The sequence below is a fragment of the Streptomyces iakyrus genome (assembly GCF_000717055.1).
Classification (GTDB): Bacteria; Actinomycetota; Actinomycetes; order Streptomycetales; family Streptomycetaceae; genus Streptomyces; species Streptomyces iakyrus.
The window spans coordinates 64,170-86,984 of the sequence record NZ_JNXI01000023.1 but is presented as its reverse complement, the minus strand read 5'-3'; the positions used below and the strand labels follow the sequence as shown (position 1 = coordinate 86,984).

Genomic DNA, 22,815 nt, shown 5'->3' with positions numbered 1-22,815 from the left:
ATCAAGCTGCACCCCACTAGGCGGAACCCAAAAATCCGCCGATGCTGCGCCCATGACATCTAACCTGACGCATCGTCACCTGACAAGACGTCAAATCCTGGGCATGGCAGCCCTGCAGACCGCAGCCACCCTCGGCTTCACCCGCATCGGCCTCGAAAGCGCCCGAGCCGCCCAGCCCGACGCGGTCGACACCGCCCCCGCGATCGTCATCGGCTCCGGCTACGGCGGCGCCGTGGCCGCGCTCCGTCTCGGCCAGGCCGGCATCCGCACGATCGTCCTGGAGATGGGCCGCCTCTGGAACACCGCCGGCCCCGACGGCAAGGTCTTCTGCACCACCAGCGCACCCGACCACCGCTCCATGTGGTTCCGCGACCGCACCGAGGCCCCCCTCGGCACCTTCCTCTGGCTGGACGTCGTCAACCGGGACATCGGCCGCTACCCGGGCGTCCTGGACCGCGTGCACTTCGACCACATGTCCGTGTACGTCGGCCGGGGCGTCGGCGGCGGCTCCCTGGTCAACGGCAGCATGGCGGTCACCCCGCCCCGGCCGTACTTCGCCGAACAGTTCCCCACCGTCGACGCCGACGAGATGTACGGCACGTACTTCCCGCGCGCCCGGGCCGCTCTGGGCGTGAACACCGTCGATCCGGCCTGGTTCGAGTCGACGGAGTGGTACCGCTTCAGCCGGGTCTCCCGCAAGCACGCCGAGAAGACCGGCCTGCGGACCACCTTCGTCCCCAGCGTCTACGACTTCGGCCACATGCAGCGTGAGGCGGCCGGCACCGCCCCGAAGTCGGCGCTCGGCGGCGAGGTCATCTACGGCAACAACCACGGCAAGCGCAGCCTCGACAAGACGTACCTCGCCGGCGCGCTCGGCACCGGCAAGGTCACCGTCCACACCCTGGAGAAGGTGCGCGCGATCAGCCGCGCGCCGGACGGCACCTACGTCCTGACCGCCGACCGCATCGACCACACCGGCCGCGTCGTCGAGACCAAGGAGTACGGCTGCACGTACCTCTTCCTCGGCGGCGGCAGCCTCGGCACGACCGAACTGCTGCTGCGCGCCCGGGAGACGGGCACCCTGCCCGAACTCGACGCAAGCGTCGGAGCCGGCTGGGGCGCCAACGGCAACGTGATGCTCGGCCGGGCCAACCACCTGTGGGACACCGTGGGCGCGAACCAGTCGACCATGCCGGTCATGGGCATCGACGACTGGGCGAACACCGCCAACCCGGTGTTCGCCGAGATCGCCCCGCTGCCGACGGGTCTGGAGCACTGGGTGAGCCTCTACCTGGCGATCACCAGGAACCGGGAACGGGCGTCCTTCTCCTACGACACCGGCTCGGACCGGCTCCGGCTCGGCTGGACGGCCGCCCACTCGGCGGTCTCCGTCGCCATGGCCAAGAAGCTCTTCGACCGCATCAACGCGGCCAACGCGACGATCTACCGGTACGACCTGTTCGGTTCCGGCAGCAAGGTCTTCGCCGACGACTTCACCTACCACCCGCTGGGCGGCTGCGTGCTGGGCCGGGCGACGGACGCCTACGGGCGGGTCAAGGGGTACTCCCGCCTGTACGTCACCGACGGCTCGCTCGTGCCCGGGTCGCTCGGGGTCAATCCCTTCGTGACCATCACCGCCCTCGCCGAACGCACGATGGCGCGGGTCCTCGCCGAGGACACCGCGCCATAGCCGGCCCGGCCGAGGTCACTTCGCGTAGATCGCCTCGACCTCGTGCGCGTAGTCCTTCGCCACCACGTTCCGCTTCAGCTTCAGCGAGGGCGTCAGGTGACCCGACTCCTCCGTGAACTGGGAGGACAGAATGCGGAACTTCCGCACCGATTCCGCCTTCGACACCGCGGCGTTGCCGTCGTCGATCGCCGCCTGGATCGCGGCCAGCAGGTCCGGGTCCTCGCTCAGCGACGCCGCGGTGGAACCCGCCGGCTTGCCGTGGTCGGAGCACCAGCGGCCCAGGAACTCCTCGTCGATGGTGACCAGCGCGCCCACGAACGGCCGCCCGTCGCCCACCACCATGCACTCCGCGACCAGCGCGTGCGCCCGGATGCGGTCCTCGATCACGGCCGGGGCGACGTTCTTGCCGCCCGCGGTGACGATGATCTCCTTCTTGCGGCCGGTGATCCGGAGGTAGCCGTCCTCGTCGAGGGTGCCGATGTCACCGGTGTGGAACCAGCCGTCTGCCAGCGCCTCGGCGGTCGCGCCGGGGTTGTTCCAGTACTCCTTGAACAGGTGCTCGCCGTGCAGCAGCACCTCACCGTCGTCGGCGATGCGCACCACCGAGCCGGGCAGCGGCTGCCCGACCGTGCCGATCTTCTGCCGGTCCCAGGGGTTGAACGCGGTGGCCGCACAGGACTCGGTCAGGCCGTAGCCCTCCAGGACCGTGAAGCCGATGCCGCGGAAGAAGTGCCCGAGGCGCTCGCCCAGCGGGGCGCCGCCGGAGATGGCGTACTCGCCCCGGCCGCCGAGGACCGCCCGGAGCTTGCTGTAGACGAGCTTGTCGAACGTCTTGTGCTTGATCTTCAGGCCGAACGACGGGCCCGAGGGGGTGTCCAGCGCCTTGCTGTAGGCGATCGCGGTGTCGGCGGCCTTGTCGAAGATCTTGCCCTTGCCGTCGGCCTGGGCCTTGGCGCGCGCCGAGTTGTAGACCTTCTCGAAGACGCGCGGCACACCGAGGATCAGCGTCGGGCGGAACGCGGCCAGCTCGTCGGTGAGGTCCTTGATGTCCGGGACCGTGCCCAGTTTGATCGGCGCCATCATGGGCGCGATCTGCACCAGCCGGCCGAAGACGTGCGCGAGCGGCAGGAACAGCAGCACCGAGCACTCGCCGGTGCGGAACAGCGGACGCAGCCGTTCCACGATGTTGCCGCACTCGGCGAAGAAGCTGCGGTGGGTGAGCACGCAGCCCTTGGGGCGGCCGGTGGTGCCGGAGGTGTAGACGATCGTCGCCGGGTCGTCGGCCTTGGCGAACGAGCCCCGCTCCTCGACCGTCTCGTCGGTGACGTCCTGGCCGAGCCGGCCCAGCTCGTCGACGCCGCCGCCGTCGATCTGCCACACGTGCTTGAGCGCCGGCAGCCCGTCGCGCACCGACTCGATCGCGGCCGCGTGGGCCTGCGACTCCACCACGCAGGCGGTCGCGCCCGAGTCGCCGAGGATCCACTGCACCTGCTCCGGTGAACTGGTCTCGTACACCGGCACGGTCACCGCGCCCGCGCTCCAGATCGCGAAGTCCAGCAGCGTCCACTCGTACCGCGTGCGGGACATCAGGCCCACCCGGTCGCCCGGCTGGACCCCGGCGGCGATCAGTCCCTTGGCCGCCGTGTGCACCTCGGCGAGGAAGGTGGTGGCGGTGACGTCCTGCCAGCTGCCGCCGACCTTGCGGGCGATGACGGCGACGTCCGGGTGCTGCGCGGCGTTTCTGCGGACGATGTCGGTCAGATTTCCGTCCGCAGGGACCTCGTACAAAGCCGGAAGGCTGAACTCGCGCAAGACTGCTGCTCCTCATAGGGCGCCGGCGCCACGACGGTGTGTGCTGCGACGGTGCGGTCCAAGGCTCGGGGAGGTGCTCGCGCATTCACTTGTTGAAATGCAGAGCACGACTGGACTGCCCGGACGTTACCCGCCGGTATGGCTTCTACGACAGGGGGTCCCATCGAGATGTTCGCTGCGTCACACAGTTGGGTATTCCTTCGCGCACAGTAGTCCACGGGCTAACTGACTGGCCAGTAACCGCAGGTAGGGCCGCCACTGTTCACAAGGGCAGCGCGCGACCTACGCTTGATCGTCATGGCACCCACACCAGCCGGAAACCAGCGGACGCGCGTCCACGTGGTCAGCGACGTGCACGGCAACGCCCGCGACCTGGCCAGGGCTGGCGAGGGCGCCGACGCCCTGATCTGCCTGGGCGATCTCGTCCTCTTCCTCGACTACGCGGACCACTCGCGCGGCATCTTCCCCGACTTGTTCGGCGTCGAGAACGCCGACCGCATCGTCGCGCTGCGCACCGCCCGCCGTTTCGAGGAGGCCAGGGTGCTCGGGGCCTCGCTGTGGGCCGGCCTCCAGGAGAACCGCGCCACGGTGATCGAGGAGGCGGTCCGCAAGCAGTACGCCGAGCTGTTCGCCGCATTCCCCTCTCCTACGTACGCGACCTACGGCAACGTCGACATGCCGCCCCTGTGGCGGGAGTACGCGGGCCCCGGCACGACCGTCCTCGACGGCGAGCGCGTCGAGATCGGCGGCCGGGTCTTCGGCTTCGTCGGCGGCGGCCTGCGCACACCGATGCGCACGCCGTACGAGATCAGCGACGAGGAGTACGCGGCGAAGATCGAGGCGGTCGGCGAGGTCGACGTGCTCTGCACGCACATCCCGCCCGAGGTCCCCGAGCTGGTCTACGACACCGTCGCCCGCCGCTTCGAACGCGGCAGCCGGGCCCTGCTGGACGCCATCCGCCGCACCCGGCCCCGCTACTCCCTCTTCGGGCACGTCCACCAGCCGCTGGTGAAGAGGATGCGGATCGGGGCGACCGAGTGTGTGAACGTGGGGCACTTCGCGTCGACCGGGACCCCGTGGGCGCTGGAGTGGTGAGGGCGGCCCAGGTCGGGTGAGATCCGCGGGCCCCGTGCGCGGTAGCCTTCACGCTGCACACACGTGCGCAGGACGACGTCTTACCGGCCCGCATCTGGAGGAGCCACGGCGATGGCGGAACACACCAGCTCGAGCATCACCATCGAGGCCGCCCCGGCCGACGTCATGGCGGTCATCTCCGACTTCGCCCGCTACCCGGACTGGACCGGTGAGGTGAAGGAGGCGGAGGTCCTCAAGACCGACGCCCAGGGCCGCGCCGAGCAGGTCCGCCTCGTCATGGACGCGGGCGCGATCAAGGACGACCAGGTCCTCGGGTACACCTGGACCGGCGAGAACGAGGTGTCCTGGACGCTGGTGAAGTCCCAGATGCTGCGCTCCCTCGACGGCTCGTACATCCTCAAGCCGTCCGGCGCGGGCGGCACGGAGGTGACGTACCTCCTGACCGTGGACGTCAAGATCCCCATGCTCGGCATGATCAAGCGCAAGGCGGAGAAGGTCATCATCGACCGGGCGCTGGCGGGTCTGAAGAAGCGGGTGGAGTCGGGCAAGTAGGGGCCCCGCCGCAGGGTGCGCGTGCGCGGCCCGGCCGGGCGAGCCGCTCAGCCGGTTCGCCCGTGTGCCGGCGCGGGCCCGCCGTGGCCGGTCGCGCAAGTTCCCCGCGCCCCTGGGCCGGCTCGGCTGCGGGCAGTCGTGCCGCTGAGGCGATGGGGGCCCGTGCCCGAGCAAGGCCGAGAGCTCGGGGGAGAGCGGGCGCAGCGGCACCCGCACCGCCGGGTTGCGCAACGGCCCCGCCCAACAGCATCACACCAGGCACCTGGTCAACGCCGGTACCGTTCAGCCCCATGCGCACCATCCTGATCACCGGCCCCGGCGGCAGCGGTCGTACCACCCTCGCGGCCGCGACCGCCCTGGCCGCGGCGGCCGAGGGCACCCGCACCCTCGTCCTCGGCACCGACCGCACGGACACCCTCGGTGCCGCCCTGGGGGTGCCGACCGGCCCGGCCCCGGTCCAGGCCGCCCCCGGGCTCACCGCCTGGCGCCCCGACGCCGCCCAGGACTTCTGCAAAGACCTCACGGCACTCCAGGACCGCGCCTCCACCGCCCTGGACCTCCTCGGCGCCCCCCGCCTCGACCCCGAGGAACTCACCCCCCTGCCCGGCGCCGAGGAACTCGCCCTGCTGCGCGCCCTGCGCGACGCCGCGCTGTCGGAGGAGTACGACACCCTCGTCGTGGACCTCCCCCCGGCCCCGCAGGCCCTCGCCCTCCTCGCCCTGCCCGAGGAACTCCGCCGCTACCTGCGCCGCCTCCTCCCGGCCGAACGGCAGGCAGCCCGCGCCCTGCGCCCCGTCCTCGGCCGCCTCGCCGGCGTCCCCATGCCCGCCGAGTGGCTCTACGAGACGGCCGGCCGCTGGGACCTGGAACTGGCCGCCGTCCAAGCGGTCGTCGCCGACCGCGACACCGTCGTACGCCTGGTCGCCGAGCCCGGCCCGGCCGGTGCCGAAGCGCTGCGCACCGCCGGCCTCGGCCTCGCCCTGCGCGGTCTGCGCACCGACCTCGTGATCGCCAACCGGGTCCTGCCCGAGGCCTCCCCGGACACCTGGCTCGCCGGACCCGTCGCCCAGCAGCGCAAGACGCTGGAGGAGTGGCGGGAGTCGTACGACGTCCGGACCGTGGCCCACCTCGGACACGACCCGCGCGGCACCGACGACCTCACCGCGCTCGCCGTGCCCGGCGGCCGGCCGGCGCCCCCCGCGGCCGACTGGCCCGTGACCGACCGGCTCGGCGAGGACGGCGTCCTCGTCTGGCGGATCCCGCTGCCCGGCGCCATACGCGAGGAACTGGACCTCGTCCGGCGCGGCGACGAACTCGTCGTCACGGCGGGGCGGTTCCGCCGGATCGTCCCGCTGCCCTCCGCGCTGCGCCGCTGCACCGTCGACGGGGCCGCCCTGCGCGAGGGCGAGCTGCGGATCCGCTTCGTACCCGACCCCGGGCTGTGGCCGCAGAGCCGGTGACCCAGCGGGCGACGGACCGGGCCGGATCGGCCGGCCCCGGCCCGTGAACGCGGTACGCCCGTTCGGGTAACGTCGTAGGGACGAACCGTAGTCAGGAGTCCGTCATGAGCGAAGAGCCCTCCCCGTCCGGCGCCGCCCGCGAAGAGGCCGCGGACGAGGTGCGGGCGAGCGACGCCGACGCCTGGGCGACCGCGTGCGCCGAGGACCTCCAGGCGGAGAAGGCCCGCCGCCGCACCCAGTACGGCACGCCCCCGGGTTCCGCGGCCGACGAGCTGAAGAAGCTCGTCGACGCCGTCGCGGAGAAGCTGTCCGGCGTCCAGTCGCCGCTGCTCGGCGCGGTCGCAGGGCCCGCAGCCCAGCAGGTCGTCCGGCAGGTCGTGCAACAGGCCAAGGACGCCGTGGAACCCGTCATCGAGCGCAATCCGGACGTCTTCGACCACCTGGCGGCGGCCGGGAACGAACTGCTCGCCGCCTACCGCTCCGCCGTCCAGGCCCAAGAGCGCCGCTGGACCGGCCGCGACGACCAGGGCGACCCCCGTGACCAGGGCGGACGCCGGGACCGGGGCGGACGCCGGGACCGGGGCGACGACGCCGGTCCCGGGGAGCGCATCGACCTGGACTGAGTCCCCGGTCCCGGCCGAGCGGCACTTCCGGTGCGGCCGCCCGGGGGTGCCCACCGTGCGGACGACCGCCGACCGACGGCAGGGCCTCGGGTACCGTTATCCGTAGCGGGGCTCGACCGAAACTGAGGGATTCATGGGACTCACCATCGGCGTCGACATCGGCGGCACGAAGATCGCGGCCGGCGTGGTCGATGAGGAAGGCAACATCCTCTCGACCCACAAGGTGCCGACCCCGGGCACGGCTGAGGGCATCGTGGACGCCATCGCTTCGGCGGTGGACGGCGCACGCGTCGGGCACGACATCGTCGGCGTGGGCATCGGCGCCGCCGGCTACGTCAACCGGCAGCGCTCCGAGGTCTACTTCGCGCCCAACATCCACTGGCGCAACGAGCCGCTCAAGGAGAAGGTCGAGGCCCGCGTGGGCCTCCCGGTCGTCGTGGAGAACGACGCCAACGCGGCGGCGTGGGGCGAGTACAAGTTCGGTGCCGGCAAGGGCCACCGCAACGTCATCTGCATCACGCTGGGCACCGGCCTCGGCGGCGGCATCATCATCGGCAACAAGCTGCGCCGCGGACACTTCGGCGTGGCCGCCGAGTTCGGCCACATCCGGATGGTGCCGGACGGCCTGCTGTGCGGATGCGGTTCACAGGGCTGCTGGGAGCAGTACGCCTCGGGCCGGGCCCTGGTGAGGTACGCCAAGCAGCGCGCCAACGCCACCCCCGAGAACGCCGAGACGCTGCTCGGCCTCGGCAACGGCACGCCCGACGGCATCGAGGGCAAGCACATCTCCATGGCCGCCCGCCAGGGCGACCGGGTCGCCGTCGACTCCTACCGTGAACTGGCCCGCTGGGTCGGCGCGGGCCTCGCCGACCTCGCCTCCCTCTTCGACCCCTCCGCGTTCATCGTCGGCGGCGGTCTCTCCGACGAGGGCGAGCTGGTCCTGGGCCCGATCCGCAAGTCGTACAAGCGCTGGCTGGTCGGCGGCAACTGGCGCCCGGTGGCCGAGGTCCGCGCGGCGGAACTGGGCAACAAAGCCGGCCTGGTGGGCGCGGCGGACCTGGCCCGCGAGCCCGACCCGATCATGTAGACGCCCTCAGGGGACGCGCGCTTCAGGGGCGCGGGGAACTGCGCGATCAGCCACACACGACCGGCACTCGCGCACCATCCCCGCGCCCCGCCCCTTTGGGCGTAAATTGATCACATGTCGCTGCTCCCCAACTCGCGTACCGAACGCGACGGTTCCGCAGTCATCAGGGTCCTCAGCTACAACATCCGCTCCATGCGCGACGACACCGAAGCCCTGGCCCGCGTCATCAAGGCCTGTGAGCCCGACCTCGTCCTCATCCAAGAAGCCCCCCGTTTCTTCCGCTGGCGCAAGAAACTCGCCCGCCTCGCCCTCGCCTCCGACCTCGTGATCGTCACCGGCGGCGCCACCACCACGGGCCCGGCCATCCTCAGCTCGCTCCGCGCGACCGTCGAACGCACGGAGGACATCCTCCTGCCCCCCACCCCCGGCCTGCACCGCCGCGGCTTCGCCACCGCGGTCGTCCGCATCGCCGGCGCCCGCCTCGGCGTGCTCAGCTGCCACCTGTCCCTCCAGAAGGGCGAGCGCTACGAGCAGTCCGGCATGCTGCTGGACCGGCTCTCCGGCATGGGCGTGGAGCACCTGATCGCCGGCGGCGACCTCAACGAACGCCCCGGCGGCCCGGCCTTCCGCCGCCTGGCCGACCGCCTCACCGACTGCCGGGCCGCGGCCCCCTGGGGCGGCGAGCACACCTGGACGCCCGCCGACCCCTACCAGCGCATCGACGCGATCTTCGTGACGCAGGGCATCGAGGTCCTGGGCTGCGGCGTGCCGTCCCACGGCCTGCCGGGGGTGTCCGACGCGGACCTGAGGGCGGCCACGGACCACCTTCCGGTCCTGGCCGCCCTCAGAGTCCCCGCTTCCCAGTCTTCCCAGGCTTCCTAGACGACCGCGCCCCGCCCGGGGTCGTCGTCGTCCTCGTCGTCCGTGCGCATGCGCATCACCAGCGTCGCGAACCCGCCCAGGAATCCGCCGATCCCCAGCGTGGCCAGCCACCACGTCATGTCCCAGCCGAGCAGCACGGCCAGCAGGAGCAGCACCGGCCCGCCGAGCACGCCGAGCCAGGCGAACTTGGAGGTCGGGTCGGCGGTGGGCAGCGGGGGCGGCTCCGGGGGCACGAAGTGGCCCTCGTCGTCCTCATCGAAGTCGTCCTCGGCGGGCTCGGGCGTGGTGTAGTCGCGTGGGCCGACGCCGGGCGCGAACGAGATCGAGCCTCCCAGGGGCTGCACGGCCTTGTCCCCGGGCTCCTCGGCCTCCCGCGGCTCCGCCGGCTTGACGGTGTCCCCGGACTTCACGGCCGTGTCGCCCCGGTCGCCGTCGATCCCGGCTTCGTTGGGCCCGGTCGCCGGCAGGGCCAGGTCCTCGATGGACTTGAACGGCTTGGCGCCCGGCGGGTCCGGCGGCTCCTCGCCGTACCCGGCGACGATCGCCGCCCAGGCGGCCTCCTCGTCGATGGGGACGCCCCTCTCCTCCGGCTCCCGGCCCTCGCGGTCGGAGTCGTGCTCAGCCACCTGCGGTCGTCCCTTCCTTGCCGAGCCCGGGCTCCTTGCCGAGGGCGGACGCGATGCGGCCGATGAACGCGAGGCTCTCCTCGTGGATCCGGTCCGCGTCATGGTCCAACGTGGCGACGTGGTAGCTCTGTTCCAGGATGACCTCTTTCACGTCCGTCGAGGAGATGCGACTGAGGATCCGGGCCGAGTCGGCGGGCGGCACCACGTGGTCCTGCGGGCTGCGCATCAGCAGCACCGGCTGCGTGACCTGCGGCAACTCGCGGTCGGTGGCCTGGAAGAACTGCCGCAGCGAGTGCGCCGCGTGCAGCGGAACCCGGTCGTAGCCGAGCTCCGCGCAGTCCGGCTTGGCGATGTCGCTGGCGATGCCCTTCGTCGCGGGGACGAGGTGGCGCACCACCGGGAGGGCGTGGGCGGCCAGGCCGTGCACCTTGTTCGCGGGGTTGACGACCATGACACCGCGGACGGCGTCGCCGTGCTTGGCGGCCAGCCGCAGGGCGAGCGCGCCGCCCATGGACAGACCGGCCACGAAGACCGTCTCGCGGCGCTCGCACAGCACACGCAGCGCGCGGTCCACCTCCGCGTACCAGTCCTGCCAGCCGGTGATCCGCAGGTCCTCCCAGCGCGTGCCGTGCCCGGGCAGCAGCGGCAGGGAGACGGTCAGGCCGTGCTCGGCGAGGTGCTCCGCCCAGGGGCGCAGCGACTGCGGTGATCCGGTGAAGCCGTGGCAGAGGAGGACGGCGACCTCTCCGCCCTCGTGGTGAAACGGCTCGGCTCCGGCAAGGACCGGCACCTTCGGCCTCCTGGTCGTGAGAAGGGACTGGCACGATCACGGAATGTCACGGAACGTCATGGAAAGGGGTCGCACGTCGTTCGCGGGACCTTCACCGTACGCGACCGCACTGACACCGACCAGGGCCGTCGGAGCCTTTGACGGCGCTCCGGGTTAAGGTCTGATCGACACATACAGGAGGCACTCGGTTGTTGTACGGCGCGATGAAGGTCACCATCGGGGGTCCGCTGAAGCTCGCCTTCAGACCCTGGGTGGAGGGCCTGGAGAACGTACCCGCCGAGGGCGCTGCGATCCTGGCGAGCAATCACCTGTCGTTCTCCGACTCCTTCTTCCTGCCCGCCGTCCTCGACCGCAAGGTCACCTTCATCGCGAAGGCCGAGTACTTCACGACGCCCGGTGTGAAGGGCCGGCTGACGGCCGCCTTCTTCAAGGGGGTCGGGCAGCTTCCCGTGGACCGCTCCGGTGCGCGCGGCGCGGGCGAGGCCGCCATCAAGAGCGGCATCGACGTGCTGGAGCGCGGTGAGCTGTTCGGGATCTACCCGGAGGGCACGCGCTCGCCCGACGGACGGCTCTACCGGGGCAAGCCGGGCGGCCTCGCGCGCGTGGCGCTCGCCACGGGCGCGCCGGTCATCCCCGTCGCCATGATCGACACGGAGAAGATCCAGCCGCCCGGGAAGGTCGTGCCGAAGCTGATGCGGCCCGGCATCCGGATCGGCAAGCCCCTGGACTTCAGCCGCTACCAGGGCATGGAGCACGACCGGTTCGTGCTGCGCGCGGTGACCGACGAGGTCATGTACGAGATCATGAACCTCTCCGGCCAGGAGTACGTCGACATGTACGCCACGGCCATGAAGCGGCAGCTCACCGAAGCGGCGAAGGCGGAGAAGGAAGCCGAGAAGGCGGCCAAGGCCGCTCTCGCACGGGCCGAGAAGGAACAGGCCGAGAAGGAAAAGCGGGAGAAGGAAAAGCAGCAGCCGGAGCAGCAGGAGCGGCGGACCGGGCCCTAGCCGGGGCTTCGGTCGGGGGCGGGGGAGATGGCCAAGCGCGAGCGAGTCATGAGGATGTCGGTCGAGCAGCCCCTGTGGCGTGCCCTCACCGGGTACCGGGTGCTCACGATGCTGTACGCGGTCGGCCTGTTCGCCACCGCCTACGACGAGTTCACCCGCCCCTGGGTCGCCGTCGTCTACTACGCCGTGCTGTGCGCCTGGACCCTGGCCACGCTGCCCCGCGTCGCGAACGCCGCCCGCTGCACCAAGCGGTTCCTCGCCGCCGACCTCACCATCGCCGTCACCGGCATCCTGCTCACGCCGGTCGCCGACGCCCATGAGCGGGTCCAGGCGGGCGGCCCGACGCTGCCGTCGATATGGACCGCCGGTGCCGTCCTCGCCTTCGCCATCAAGGGCGGCTGGCGCTGGGCCGGGCTCGCCTCCGGCCTCGTGGCCGTCGCCAACCTGGTCGAGCGCGGCAGCCCGGCCCGCGACACCGTCCACAACGTCATCCTGGTCTGCATCGCCTCCATCGCCATCGGCTACGTCGTCGAGGTCGCCCGCGCCTCCGAGCGCACCCTCGCCCGCGCCCTGGAGATCGAGGCCGCGACGCGCGAGCGGGAGCGCCTCGCCCGGGACATCCACGACAGCGTGCTCCAGGTGCTGGCGATGGTGCAGCGCCGCGGGGCCGTGCTCGGGGGAGAGGCGGCCGAGCTGGGCCGGATGGCCGGTGAGCAGGAGGTCGCGCTGCGCACCCTCGTCTCCGGCGGCCTCGTGCCCGTCTCCCGGGTCTCGGAGGACGCCGCCGAGGGCGCGCTCGTCCGGGCCGTCGACGAGGAGCCGGAGCCGAGCGGCCCCGTCGACCTGCGCACCCTGCTCGCGCCGTACGCCGGGGCCAGGGTCAGCCTGGCGGAGCCCGGCGCGCCCGTGCCGCTCGCGCCGGCCGCCGCCCGGGAGGTCGCCGCAGCCGTCGGGGCCGCCCTGGACAACGTCCGCCGGCATGCCGGTCAGGACGCGCGCGCCTGGATCCTCGTCGAGGACGAGCCGGACGAGGTGATCGTCACCGTCCGGGACGACGGCCCCGGCATCCCGGTGGGGCGGCTCGACCAGGCCGAGGGCGAGGGGCGGCTCGGCGTCGCCCTGTCCATCCGCGGCAGGCTGCGCGACCTGGGCGGCAGCGCGGAGCTGATCTCGGTGCCGGGCCAGGGCACGGAGGTCGAGTTGAAGGTACCGAAGGACGTGACGGACACACGGGGGAAGGCGGAGCAGCGATGACGGACACCAGCGGGGACCGGCAGGACCCGATCAAGGTCATGGTCGTCGACGACCACCCCATGTGGCGCGACGCCGTCGCCCGCGACCTCGCCGAGTCGGGCTTCGAGGTGGTCGCCACGGCGGGCGACGGCGACCAGGCCGTACGCCGCGCCAAGGCCGCCGCCCCCGACGTCCTCGTGCTCGACCTGAACCTGCCCGGCAAGCCCGGCGTCCAGGTCTGCAAGGAGGTCGTCGGCGAGAACCCCGCGCTGCGCGTCCTCGTGCTGTCCGCGAGCGGCGAGCACGCCGACGTCCTGGAGGCCGTGAAGTCCGGCGCGACCGGCTATCTGCTGAAGTCGGCCTCCACCGCCGAACTCCAGGACGCGGTCCGCCGCACGGCCGCCGGCGACCCGGTCTTCACTCCGGGCCTCGCCGGGCTGGTCCTCGGCGAGTACCGCCGCCTGGCCTCCGAGCCCGCCCCCGCCGCCGACGCCGACGAACCCAAGGCGCCCCGCCTCACCGACCGCGAGACCGAGGTGCTGCGGCTGGTCGCCAAGGGCCTGAGCTACAAGCAGATCGCCGAACGCCTGGTCATCTCCCACCGCACGGTGCAGAACCACGTCCAGAACACCCTCGGCAAGCTCCAGCTGCACAACCGCGTCGAACTCGTCAGGTACGCGATAGAGCGCGGCCTCGACGACGAGTGAGACGCCCGTCACACTGACCCTTCGTCAGGCACCTGCGGCGAAGGGACTGTTCCATGCGCGTCGGAGTACTGACCGGAGGCGGCGACTGCCCCGGGCTCAACGCCGTCATCCGGGCCATCGTCCGCAAGGGCGTGCAGGAGTACGGCTATGACTTCACCGGCTTCCGGGACGGCTGGCGAGGACCCATGGAGAACGCCACCGTCCGTCTCGACATCCCGGCCGTGCGCGGCATCCTGCCCCGCGGCGGCACGATTCTCGGCTCCTCACGGACCAATCCGCTGAAGGCGGGGGACGGCATCCGCCGGATCAAGCAGACCCTCGCCGAGCTGGAGGTCGATGCGCTGATCACCATCGGCGGCGAGGACACCCTCGGCGTGGCCGCCCGCCTCTCCGACGAACACGGCGTGCCCTGCGTGGGCGTGCCGAAGACGATCGACAACGACCTGTCCGCCACCGACTACACCTTCGGCTTCGACACCGCCGTCGGCATCGCGACCGAGGCCATCGACCGGCTGCACACCACCGCCGAGTCCCACATGCGCGTCCTGGTCGTCGAGGTGATGGGCCGCCACGCCGGCTGGATCGCCCTGCACTCGGGCCTCGCCGGCGGCGCCAACGTCATCCTCATCCCCGAGCAGCGCTTCGACGTCGAGCAGGTGTGCGCCTGGGTGACCTCCCGCTTCCGGGCGTCGTACGCGCCGATCGTCGTCGTCGCCGAGGGGGCCGTGCCCAAGGACGGCGACATGGTCCTCAAGGACCAGTCGCTGGACTCCTTCGGGCACGTCCGGCTGTCCGGGGTCGGCGAGTGGCTCGCCAAGGAGATCGAGAAGCGCACGGGCAACGAGGCCCGCACCACGGTCCTCGGCCACGTCCAGCGTGGCGGCACCCCCAGCGCCTTCGACCGCTGGCTCGCCACCCGCTTCGGGCTGCACGCCATCGACTGCGTCCGCGACCGCGACTTCGGCCGGATGGTCGCCCTGCGCGGCACCGACATCGTCCGCGTCCCCATCGCGGACGCCACGGCCCGCCTGAAAACGGTGGATCCGGCGCTGTACGAGGAGGTCGGGGTGTTCTTCGGCTGACCGGCCGACGCCCGGTGCCGGCCGGGGCCGAGCGGGCCCCGGCCGGCACCGGGTCGGACCGAGTCGGCCGGATCCGGGTCAGACCGAGGGCGCGCCCGTGCCCCGCACCTGTGCCACCAGCTCGCGCACCACCGCCGCGCCGTTCAGCGTCAGCACCGACTCGGGATGGAACTGCACGCCCGCGAAGCCGCGGGCGCGCAGCGCGTGCACCTCCCCGTCGGCGGCGCGCGCGACCTCGACCCCGTGCGCCGACAGCCCGGCCGCCGCCTCGTCGTCGCAGCGCGCCACGAAGCTGTTGTAGAAGCCGACGGTCTCCCGCCGCCCGAACAGCTCGATCTCCGTCTGCGCCCCCTGGTACGGCACTTCCTTCCGGACGATGTCCAGCCCCAGCTCGGCCGCGATCAGCTCGTGCCCGAGGCACACCCCGAGCACGCCCTGCCGTTCGCCGCGGATCACCTCGGCGGTGAGGCCGCGCAGGAAGCGCATTTTGGGATCGGCGAGGTCGGACGGGTCGCCCGGACCGGGCCCGAGCACGACGGGCCCCTGGTGCGCGAGCACCGCCTCGCGCAGCCCCGGCTCGTCGTACCGCCGCACGCTCACCTCCAGGCCGGCGCTGCGCAGCACGTGCGCGAGCATCGCCGTGAAGGTGTCCTCGCCGTCGACGACCAGGGCGCGGCCGGTGAGTTCCGCGGAGCGCTCCTGCATCCGCAGCCAGAAGGGGGCGAGCGAGGAGCGGCGTCCGTCGAGTGCGGCACGCACCCGGGGGTCGTCGGCCAGCCGCGGCCGCACGGACTCCTCGCGCGGCCGTCCCGGCCGTACGCCCAGGGCCGCCAGGACACCTGCCGCCTTCGCATGGGTCTCGGCGACCTCGCTCCGAGGGTCGGAACCGCGTACGAGTGTGGCGCCGACCGGAACGCGCAGCCGCCCGCTTGCGGAGATGTCGGCGGTGCGGATCAGGATCGGGGAGTCGAGGGTCTGGGCGCCGCCGGAGTCCCGGCCGATCAGGGCCAGCGCGCCCGCGTAATACCCCCGCCCGCCGGTCTCGTGCCGTTCGATGACCCGGCACGCGTTCTGCACGGGCGAGCCGGTGACGGTCGCCGCGAACATCGTCTCCCTCAGCACGTCCCGCACGTCCAGCGAGGACTTCCCGCGCAGCTCGTACTCGGTGTGCGCGAGGTGCGCCATCTCCTTCAGCCGGGGCCCGATCACGACCCCGCCCATGTCGCCGACGGTGCACATCATCTTGAGCTCCTCGTCGACGACCATCGACAGCTCCTCGATCTCCTTGCCGTCGGCGAGGAAGCCGAGCAGGTGCTCGGGCGTGGGCCCCTCGGCGGGGTAGCGGTAGGTGCCGCTGATCGGGTTCATGACGACCGTGCCGCCGGACATCCGCACGTGCACCTCGGGGCTGGCCCCGACCAGGGTGCGGTCCCCGGTGTGCACCACGAACGTCCAGTACGCCCCCCGCTCGCCCTCCAGCAGCCGACGGAACAGGGCCAGCGCGTCGGCCCGCCCGAACCCGGGGATCTCTCCCTCGTAGGTCCGCCGGATCACGAAGTTCGCGCCCTCGCCCCGCCCGATCTCCTCGCGCAGCACGCGCCCGACGATCTCGCCGTACTCCTCGTCGGCGACATCGAAACCGCCGCCCTCGACACGGACGTCGTGTGCCGGGAGCTGCTCCAGGGCTTCGGCCAGCGGGACGTCGTACGACTCCTCGGGCGTGAGGGCCAGCAGGGGCGTGCCGTCGTCGCGGACGTCGAAGCCGCGCTCGCGGATCTGCCGGAAGGGCACCAGTGCGAGGCTGCGGTCGGGGAGGTCGGCGAGGCGGTCGTGCGGGGCGACCGGGCCGATCAGGACCTCGACCTGTTCCTGGTCGTGGCCCGGGGTGCGGCGGCGCAGCAGGGCGAACGGACGGGGGTCGTCCGGCAAGCCGAGCAGGTTCATGGGTCCGTGCTCCATCTCGGTGAGATCGGTGCGAGAGGAACGGACCCCGGAAACACCGAAGGCCGCCCCTCGGGCGGCCTTCGCGAAGTCGTGGGTACGCGCAGTCAGCGGGCCGCCGGATGAGCGGTCCACCACCAGGTCTGGGTCGAATGCGCGAACATGCGACGCACCCTACCCCATGTCCGGGGAGTGTTCGGGGTGTCTCAATTGCTGGTCATGGGTCAGGACGCCCGACACGACCCCGTAGTGTTGAGGTTGTGACCGTGAACGCTAAGACCAGCGCCTCCGCTGGCAACACCTGGCGAGACCTGCCCGCGGCGCAGCAGCCCGAGTACCCCGACACCGAGGCTCTGCGCGCAGTCGTTGCGGACCTCGAGTCGTATCCGCCGCTCGTCTTCGCGGGCGAGTGCGACCAGCTGCGCGCCCGGATGGCGGCCGTCGCCAAGGGAGAGGCGTTCCTCCTCCAGGGCGGCGACTGCGCCGAGGCCTTCGACGCGGTGTCCGCCGACCACATCCGCAACAAGCTGAAGACGCTGCTCCAGATGGGCGCCGTGCTCACGTACGCCGCGTCCGTGCCGGTCGTGAAGGTCGGCCGCATCGCCGGCCAGTACTCCAAGCCGCGCTCCAAGCCGACCGAGACCCGCGACGGCGTGACGCTGCCGACCTACCGCGGCGACTCCGTCAACGGCTTCGACTTCACCGAAGAGGCCCGGATCCCGGACCCCGAGCGGCTGAAGCGGATGTACCACGCGTCCGCCTCCACGCTGAACCTGGTGCGCGCCTTCACCACCGGCGGCTACGCCGACCTGCGCCAGGTGCACGCCTGGAACCAGGACTTCGTGAAGTCGTCCCCGTCGGGCCAGCGCTACGAGCAGCTGGCCCGCGAGATCGACCAGGCGCTCAACTTCATGCACGCCTGCGGGGCCGACCCGGAGGAGTTCAAGACGGTCGAGTTCTACGCCTCGCACGAGGCGCTGCTGCTCGACTACGAGTCCGCGCTGACCAGGGTCGACTCGCGCACGGGGCAGTTGTACGACGTCTCCGGGCACATGGTGTGGATCGGTGAGCGCACCCGCCAGCTGGACCACGCGCACATCGAGTTCGCCTCGAAGATCCGCAACCCCATCGGCATCAAGCTGGGTCCGACGACCACCGCCGAGGACGCGCTGCAGTACATCGAGCGCCTCGACCCCGAGCGTGAGCCGGGCCGGCTGACGTTCATCGTCCGCATGGGCGCCGACAAGGTCCGCGACAAGCTCCCCGAGCTGGTCGAGAAGGTCACCGCCTCCGGCGCGACCGTGGCCTGGGTGACCGACCCGATGCACGGCAACACCTTCGAGGCGGCCTCCGGGCACAAGACGCGCCGCTTCGACGACGTGCTCGACGAGGTCAAGGGCTTCTTCGAGGTCCACAAGGCCCTCGGCACCCACCCGGGCGGCATCCACGTGGAGCTCACCGGCGACGACGTCACCGAGTGCGTGGGCGGCGGCGACGAGATCTTCGTCGACGACCTGCACCAGCGCTACGAGACGGCCTGCGACCCGCGGCTCAACCGCAGCCAGTCGCTCGACCTGGCGTTCCTCGTGGCCGAGATGTACCGGGACCAGTGATGTACAGGGGCCAGTGACGGGTCCGCCTCTTACCGGGGCAAGGACTGGGGCGCGGATCACACGATCCGCGCCCCTCTCCACTTTTGCGCTCCGGACCCGACGGGTAAGGTTAGGTTAGCCTCACCGATCAACGGGGACGGCACATCGAGAACGACCCGTCGGAGGTGAACCGCGTGTACGTCTGCAGTTGCTTCGGGATCACCGAGCAGCAGGTCAAGCAGCACGCGGACGGCGGCGCCTGCACCCCCCGCCAGATAGCCTCCGCCTGCAAGGCGGGCACGGACTGCGGGTCCTGTGTACGCCGCATCCAGGCGATTCTGGGCAGGGGATCCTGCCGCGATCTGGCCGACCGGGGCGAGCCGGTGCTCACGGAGCTGGAAGACGCCGCCTGACGGCAGGCCTCAGCTCGGCTGCTCGATCTGTTGCGCGATGTACAGCGCCTCACCGAGCTTCTCGATCAGCTCCAGCTGCGTGTCCAGGTAGTCGATGTGGTGCTCCTCGTCCTCCAGGATCGACTCGAAGAGGTTCGCGGACGTGATGTCGCCCTTGCTGCGCATCACCTCGATGCCGCGCCTGAGCCGGTCGATCGCCTCGACCTCGACCTGCCGGTCCGCCTGGAACATCTCGGTGACCGTCTGGCCGACCCGTACATGGAAGAGCCGCTGGTAGTTGGGCAGGCCGTCCAGCATGAGAATGCGTTCGGTGATCTTGTCCGCATGCTTCATCTCATCGATGGACTCTTCACGCGTGTACTTGGCGAGCTTGGTCCAGCCCTTGTTGTCCTGGATCCGGTAATGCAGCCAGTACTGGTTGATCGCCGTCAGCTCGCCGGTCAGCTGCTCGTTGAGGAATTCGAGGACCTCGGGGTCGCCCTGCATCGCAGAGGCTCCTTCCACGCGGGGGAACTGGCAGGTTGCGCCGCATGATTCCACTGGTGAAGAAGATCGTCCAGTAAGTCTGCACTTAGTAAGTAAGGGCATGCTTAGTTGAGTTTGTCCCTTTTCGGAGTGGGCCCGGTCAGGGGCATCACCCGGGGTCTGTCAGGATGGAGACATGGGTCAGCCGCTGGAACACGAATCGGGAGAAGGGCGCGATCCAGCAGGAGCGACGCAGCCGGAGCTGCCCCCGGGACAGCGGCTGCAACGCGGCTGGCCGGTCACGCACTACGGGCCCGTCCCCAAGTTCCGGCCCGAGCGCTGGGAGTTCCGGGTCTTCGGCGCCACCGCGGGCGGCGGCAAGCACTGCTGGTCCCACGAGGAGTTCACGGCCCTGCCCCACACCACCGTGGTGGCCGATCTGCACTGCGTGACGAAGTTCAGCATGCTGGGCGCCGAGTGGGGCGGCATCCCCGCGCGCACGCTCCTCGACCTCGCCCCGCCCGCCGACGACGTCACCCATGTGATGGTGTGGGCCGAGTACGGATTCAGCTCCAACCTGAGACTGTCCGACTTCGCCGACGAGCAGGTCCTCTTCGCCACCCACAAGGACGGCGAACTGCTCACCGCCGAGCACGGCTTCCCACTGCGCCTGATCGTCCCCCACCTCTACGCCTGGAAGGGTCCCAAGTGGGTGCGCGGCGTGGAGTACATGACCGCCGACCGGCGGGGCTTCTGGGAGGAGCGCGGCTACCACAACATCGGCGACCCCTGGCGAGAGCAGCGCTACTCGTACCAGGAGCTGCCGGGGGACGGCCCCGACCTCTGACGCCTCAGCCCTCGCGCAGCTTCTTCAGCCGCTCCACATCCGCCGCGTGCCCCTGCTTGCCGCCCGGCGTCTCGATGATCAGCGGCACGCCCGCGGTCGCGGGGTGCGTCATCAGGGCCCGGAACGGATCCTCGCCGATGTGGCCGACGCCGATGTTCTCGTGCCGGTCCTTGTGGGCGCCCACCACGTCCTTGGAGTCGTTGGCGTGGATCAGCTTCAGCCGGCCCTCGCCGACGGTGTCCACCAGCAGGTCCAGCGTCCGGTGCATGCCGCTCGGGCCGGTCAGGTCGTGCCCCGCGGCATAGATGTGGCAGGTGTCCAGGCACACGCCGAGCATCGGATGGGCGTCCAGCGCCTCGAAGTACGGGCCGAAGTCCCACGTCCGCGAGCACAGCGAGGCGCCCTGTCCGGCCGTCGACTCCAGCAGCAGGTACGGGTCGTCGTCGTGGGTCAGCTCGTCCAGCAGCGGCAGCAGGTGCTCCCGTACCTGCTTCAGCGCCACCGACCGCTCCCGGCCGCCGGTCGCGCTGCCCGTGTGGACGACCACGCCGAGCGCCCCGATCTCCCGGCCGCGCCGCAGTGAATGCCGCAGCGACTCCACCGACCGCTCCACGGTCGCCTCGGTGTGCGATCCGAAGTTGATCAGGTAGGGGGCGTGCACATAGGCCGGGATCGACCCGTCCGCGCACGCCGCGCGGAACGCCTCGTCCTGTTTCGGGTTGCCGGCGGGCGTGGCCCAGCCGCGCGGGTTGGCGACGAAGACCTGGACGGCCTCCGCCTCCAGGTCACGGGCGTACGACAGGCCTACGGAATGGAGCCCGCCCGCCACCGGGACGTGGCCGCCCACGGGGTTGCGGGAGGGGCCGGACAGCTGACTGTTCACCCGTTCAGGGTGTCATGCGTCCGGCCCTGCTCCGTTCACGGGTTCCGCCCGCCGTCGTCACCTGATCTTGATGGTGATGGTCGAACCCTTGGGCGCGGTCGCGCCGCCGTCGACGGACTGGCTCTTGACCTCGTCGCCGAACAGGCCGAGTAGACCGCGGTCCTCGTCGACCTGGAATCCGGCTCCTTCCAGCGCCCGCGTGGCGTCGTCGACGCTGTCGCCGACCACGTCCGGGACCTCGATCATCTCGGGGCCCTTCGACAGCGTCAGCGTCACGGTGTCGCCCTCGGCCGCCGTACCGCCGGACGCCGGCGTCTGCCGGACGACCTGGCCCTTGTCGTACTCGGAGGAGTTGACCCGCTCGGTGGCGATCTTCACCCTGAGGCCGGCCTCGGCCAGCTCGGACCTGGCGTCGGCCTCGTCCGAGCCGGTGACGTCGGGGATGTCGATCGGGCTGCCCTTGCTGACGACCAGCGCGACGGCCGTGCCCGAGCGCACCTTCGTGCCGTCGGCCGGCCGCGCGGAGACCACCGAGCCGCGCGGTACGTCCTCACTGAACTCCCGCGTGACCATGCCCGGCTCCAGCCCGCCCTCCTTCAGCCGGGCCCGCGCCCGGTCCAGCTTCTGGCCCGCCAGCGCGGGCACCCGCACGGTCTCGGGGCCGTCGGAGACGGTGATGCTCACCGAGTCGTTGCCGCGGATGCGCTCCCCGGCCTCCGGTTCGCTGCTGATGATCTGGCCGCGCTCCACGGTGTCGCTGTAGGCGTGCTCGACCTTGCCGAGTTCCAGCCCGGCGTCCTGCAGCCGGTCCTCGGCCTGCTCCTGCGTCTTCGCCAGCAGCGGCGGGACCTCGGTGAACTGGCCGGAGTTGATGTACCAGACGCCCGCGCCGATGCCCAGCACGAGCAGCACGGCGACGACGATCGCCGCCGGTCCGCGCCGCGATCCCGGGCGGCGCCGGGACGGCGGGGGCGGCGGCGGGGAGGCGAACCGGCTGGTGCGGTCCAGGCCGGCTCCGGAGGCCTCGTCGTCCTCGTTCACCGGCAGCGGGCGCGGGGTGGTCAGGGCACGAGGGATCACGGTCGTCCGGTCGTCGCCGTTGTCGTGATCCACCGCGAGCGCCTGCGGCGGCACGGCGTCCAGCTGCTCCTCGCTCAGCCGACCGCGTCCGTCGCGGACCTGCGCGAGCAGCGCCACCGCGTCGTGCGGCCGGATCTGCGGGGTGCGGGCCGTCGCCGAGGCCACCATCTCGTCCAGCTCGTACGCCATGCCGGGCACGACGGCCGAGGGCGGGGGCACGTCCTCGTGCAGGTGCTTGTAGAGGATCACGGCGGGGGAGTCCCCGTCGTGCGGCTTGTCGCCGGTCAGCATCTCGTACAGCATCACGCCGCACGCGTACACGTCGACGCGGGGATCGGCGGTGCCGTCCTCTATCTGTTCCGGGGCGAGGTACGAGACCGTGCCGAGGACGGTGCCGGTGGTGTTCGTCACCGTGTTCACGGCCCGGACGAGCCCGAAGTCGGCGACCTTGACCCGGCCGTCGTCCCCGATGAGGACGTTTTCGGGCTTCATGTCGCGGTGCACGAACCCGGCGCGGTGGGCGGCGCCCAGCGCGGCCAGCACCGGCTCCAGGATGTCCAGGGCGGCGCGCGGCTGCAGGGCCCCGCGCTCGCGCAGCACGTCGCGCAGGGTGCAGCCCGCCACGTACTCCATCGCCAGGTACACGTACGAGCCGTCGGTGCCCTGGTCGAAGACCTGCACCACGTTCGGATGGGCCAGCCGGGCCACCGACTTCGCCTCGCGGATGAACCGCTCGACGAACGAGGCGTCGACCGCGAGCGCGGGGTGCATCACCTTGAGCGCGAGGACCCGGTCGAGCCGGGTGTCCACGGCCCGGTAGACCGTGGCCATCCCGCCGACCGCGATCCGCGCGTCGATGCGATACCGGCCGTCGAGCACCTGCCCGACCAAGGGGTCCTGAAGGGTCGTGTCCACGCAGGCGAGTGTACGAGCCGACACCGACAGCTC

Annotated in this window: 22 protein-coding genes; 14 read left to right on the top strand and 8 right to left on the bottom strand. The window is 71.5% G+C overall.

All coding sequences use genetic code 11. The features are described 5' to 3' along the window. Positions 1–52 precede the first annotated feature (52 nt). Positions 53–1,690: a GMC oxidoreductase gene (locus tag OO68_RS32115; RefSeq protein WP_450269369.1), complete on the top strand. Its 1,638-nt coding sequence runs from the start codon at positions 53–55 to the stop codon at positions 1,688–1,690. Positions 1,691–1,705: 15 nt separating this feature from the next. Here OO68_RS32115 and OO68_RS32110 read toward each other — a convergent pair whose 3' ends face one another. Beyond that, positions 1,706–3,502, bottom strand: coding sequence for an AMP-dependent synthetase/ligase (locus OO68_RS32110; protein ID WP_033312719.1), 1,797 nt, complete (start codon positions 3,500–3,502; stop codon positions 1,706–1,708). A gap of 297 nt (positions 3,503–3,799) precedes the next feature. On the opposite strand from OO68_RS32110, the gene OO68_RS32105 reads away from it, so the two are divergent. The 6 genes from OO68_RS32105 to OO68_RS32080 all read left to right on the top strand — a co-directional run bounded on the left by OO68_RS32105 (position 3,800) and on the right by OO68_RS32080 (position 9,201). After that, positions 3,800–4,597 (top strand): metallophosphoesterase family protein, encoded by a 798-nt coding sequence (locus tag OO68_RS32105; RefSeq protein ID WP_078625591.1) that lies wholly within the window; start codon positions 3,800–3,802, stop codon positions 4,595–4,597. Between the two features lie 111 nt (positions 4,598–4,708). Next, complete coding sequence (locus OO68_RS32100; protein ID WP_033312717.1) at positions 4,709–5,149, top strand: SRPBCC family protein; 441 nt, start codon at positions 4,709–4,711, stop codon at positions 5,147–5,149. A gap of 290 nt (positions 5,150–5,439) precedes the next feature. Then, entirely contained in the window at positions 5,440–6,609 is a 1,170-nt protein-coding gene (locus OO68_RS32095; RefSeq protein WP_033312716.1) for an ArsA family ATPase, read from the top strand. Positions 6,610–6,713: 104 nt separating this feature from the next. Then, complete coding sequence (locus OO68_RS32090) at positions 6,714–7,232, top strand: DUF5304 domain-containing protein (protein ID WP_033312715.1); 519 nt, start codon at positions 6,714–6,716, stop codon at positions 7,230–7,232. A 133-nt stretch (positions 7,233–7,365) separates the two neighbouring features. Then, positions 7,366–8,319: an ROK family glucokinase gene (locus tag OO68_RS32085; protein ID WP_031107652.1), complete on the top strand. Its 954-nt coding sequence runs from the start codon at positions 7,366–7,368 to the stop codon at positions 8,317–8,319. A 114-nt stretch (positions 8,320–8,433) separates the two neighbouring features. Then, a complete protein-coding gene (locus OO68_RS32080) occupies positions 8,434–9,201 on the top strand; it encodes an endonuclease/exonuclease/phosphatase family protein (protein ID WP_033312714.1) in 768 nt (255 codons plus the stop codon). On the opposite strand, the gene OO68_RS32075 is transcribed toward OO68_RS32080, so the two are convergent. Then, the gene (locus OO68_RS32075) at positions 9,198–9,827 is read right to left on the bottom strand and encodes a hypothetical protein (RefSeq protein WP_033312713.1); all 630 of its coding nucleotides are present in this window, start codon (positions 9,825–9,827) and stop codon (positions 9,198–9,200) included. The genes OO68_RS32080 and OO68_RS32075 overlap by 4 nt on opposite strands. Next, complete coding sequence (locus tag OO68_RS32070) at positions 9,820–10,617, bottom strand: alpha/beta hydrolase (RefSeq protein ID WP_033312712.1); 798 nt, start codon at positions 10,615–10,617, stop codon at positions 9,820–9,822. The genes OO68_RS32075 and OO68_RS32070 overlap by 8 nt, the downstream gene beginning before the upstream one ends. Positions 10,618–10,820: 203 nt before the next feature. Between OO68_RS32070 and OO68_RS32065 the strand changes: the two genes are divergently transcribed. From OO68_RS32065 to OO68_RS32050, 4 genes are read left to right on the top strand one after another with little or no spacing between them, the layout of a single operon-like run. Further along, complete coding sequence (locus OO68_RS32065) at positions 10,821–11,624, top strand: lysophospholipid acyltransferase family protein (protein ID WP_033312747.1); 804 nt, start codon at positions 10,821–10,823, stop codon at positions 11,622–11,624. A gap of 27 nt (positions 11,625–11,651) precedes the next feature. Continuing rightward, entirely contained in the window at positions 11,652–12,878 is a 1,227-nt protein-coding gene (gene macS / locus OO68_RS32060) for a MacS family sensor histidine kinase (RefSeq protein ID WP_033312711.1), read from the top strand. Then, entirely contained in the window at positions 12,875–13,564 is a 690-nt protein-coding gene (locus tag OO68_RS32055; protein WP_033312710.1) for a response regulator, read from the top strand. The genes macS and OO68_RS32055 overlap by 4 nt, the downstream gene beginning before the upstream one ends. Before the next feature lie 53 nt (positions 13,565–13,617). Beyond that, positions 13,618–14,646: a 6-phosphofructokinase gene (locus tag OO68_RS32050; RefSeq protein WP_033312709.1), complete on the top strand. Its 1,029-nt coding sequence runs from the start codon at positions 13,618–13,620 to the stop codon at positions 14,644–14,646. A gap of 78 nt (positions 14,647–14,724) precedes the next feature. Here the strand turns inward: OO68_RS32050 and OO68_RS32045 are convergent, their stop codons facing one another. After that, positions 14,725–16,590: an anthranilate synthase family protein gene (locus OO68_RS32045; RefSeq protein WP_033312708.1), complete on the bottom strand. Its 1,866-nt coding sequence runs from the start codon at positions 16,588–16,590 to the stop codon at positions 14,725–14,727. A gap of 104 nt (positions 16,591–16,694) precedes the next feature. Further along, a complete protein-coding gene (locus tag OO68_RS48630; RefSeq protein WP_078625594.1) occupies positions 16,695–16,751 on the bottom strand; it encodes a trp operon leader peptide in 57 nt (18 codons plus the stop codon). Positions 16,752–16,847: 96 nt separating this feature from the next. Between OO68_RS48630 and OO68_RS32040 the strand changes: the two genes are divergently transcribed. Next, the gene (locus tag OO68_RS32040) at positions 16,848–18,200 is read left to right on the top strand and encodes a class II 3-deoxy-7-phosphoheptulonate synthase (RefSeq protein ID WP_033312707.1); all 1,353 of its coding nucleotides are present in this window, start codon (positions 16,848–16,850) and stop codon (positions 18,198–18,200) included. Positions 18,201–18,364: 164 nt separating this feature from the next. Then, entirely contained in the window at positions 18,365–18,592 is a 228-nt protein-coding gene (locus tag OO68_RS32035) for a (2Fe-2S)-binding protein (protein WP_033312706.1), read from the top strand. A 9-nt stretch (positions 18,593–18,601) separates the two neighbouring features. Here OO68_RS32035 and bfr read toward each other — a convergent pair whose 3' ends face one another. After that, positions 18,602–19,078, bottom strand: a complete 477-nt coding sequence (gene bfr, locus OO68_RS32030) for a bacterioferritin (RefSeq protein ID WP_033312705.1) — start codon at positions 19,076–19,078, stop codon at positions 18,602–18,604. A 175-nt stretch (positions 19,079–19,253) separates the two neighbouring features. On the opposite strand from bfr, the gene OO68_RS32025 reads away from it, so the two are divergent. After that, complete coding sequence (locus OO68_RS32025) at positions 19,254–19,904, top strand: sulfite oxidase-like oxidoreductase (RefSeq protein WP_033312704.1); 651 nt, start codon at positions 19,254–19,256, stop codon at positions 19,902–19,904. A gap of 4 nt (positions 19,905–19,908) precedes the next feature. Here the strand turns inward: OO68_RS32025 and OO68_RS32020 are convergent, their stop codons facing one another. Continuing rightward, complete coding sequence (locus OO68_RS32020) at positions 19,909–20,787, bottom strand: deoxyribonuclease IV (RefSeq protein ID WP_033312703.1); 879 nt, start codon at positions 20,785–20,787, stop codon at positions 19,909–19,911. Positions 20,788–20,844: 57 nt separating this feature from the next. After that, positions 20,845–22,782, bottom strand: coding sequence for a Stk1 family PASTA domain-containing Ser/Thr kinase (gene pknB, locus OO68_RS32015; protein WP_033312702.1), 1,938 nt, complete (start codon positions 22,780–22,782; stop codon positions 20,845–20,847). Between the last annotated feature and the right edge of the window lie 33 nt (positions 22,783–22,815).

What these genes read in the sequence shown, in the direction of transcription:
- OO68_RS32115 (WP_450269369.1), top strand. Translation starts at nt 53, where the DNA reads ATGACATCTAACCTGACGCATCGTCACCTGACAAGACGTCAAATCCTG.
- OO68_RS32105 (WP_078625591.1), top strand. Translation starts at nt 3,800, where the DNA reads ATGGCACCCACACCAGCCGGAAACCAGCGGACGCGCGTCCACGTGGTC.
- OO68_RS32100 (WP_033312717.1), top strand. Translation starts at nt 4,709, where the DNA reads ATGGCGGAACACACCAGCTCGAGCATCACCATCGAGGCCGCCCCGGCC.
- OO68_RS32095 (WP_033312716.1), top strand. Translation starts at nt 5,440, where the DNA reads ATGCGCACCATCCTGATCACCGGCCCCGGCGGCAGCGGTCGTACCACC.
- OO68_RS32090 (WP_033312715.1), top strand. Translation starts at nt 6,714, where the DNA reads ATGAGCGAAGAGCCCTCCCCGTCCGGCGCCGCCCGCGAAGAGGCCGCG.
- OO68_RS32085 (WP_031107652.1), top strand. Translation starts at nt 7,366, where the DNA reads ATGGGACTCACCATCGGCGTCGACATCGGCGGCACGAAGATCGCGGCC.
- OO68_RS32080 (WP_033312714.1), top strand. Translation starts at nt 8,434, where the DNA reads ATGTCGCTGCTCCCCAACTCGCGTACCGAACGCGACGGTTCCGCAGTC.
- OO68_RS32065 (WP_033312747.1), top strand. Translation starts at nt 10,821, where the DNA reads ATGAAGGTCACCATCGGGGGTCCGCTGAAGCTCGCCTTCAGACCCTGG.
- macS (WP_033312711.1), top strand. Translation starts at nt 11,652, where the DNA reads ATGGCCAAGCGCGAGCGAGTCATGAGGATGTCGGTCGAGCAGCCCCTG.
- OO68_RS32055 (WP_033312710.1), top strand. Translation starts at nt 12,875, where the DNA reads ATGACGGACACCAGCGGGGACCGGCAGGACCCGATCAAGGTCATGGTC.
- OO68_RS32050 (WP_033312709.1), top strand. Translation starts at nt 13,618, where the DNA reads ATGCGCGTCGGAGTACTGACCGGAGGCGGCGACTGCCCCGGGCTCAAC.
- OO68_RS32045 (WP_033312708.1), bottom strand. Translation starts at nt 16,590, where the DNA reads ATGAACCTGCTCGGCTTGCCGGACGACCCCCGTCCGTTCGCCCTGCTG.
- bfr (WP_033312705.1), bottom strand. Translation starts at nt 19,078, where the DNA reads ATGCAGGGCGACCCCGAGGTCCTCGAATTCCTCAACGAGCAGCTGACC.
- OO68_RS32025 (WP_033312704.1), top strand. Translation starts at nt 19,254, where the DNA reads ATGGGTCAGCCGCTGGAACACGAATCGGGAGAAGGGCGCGATCCAGCA.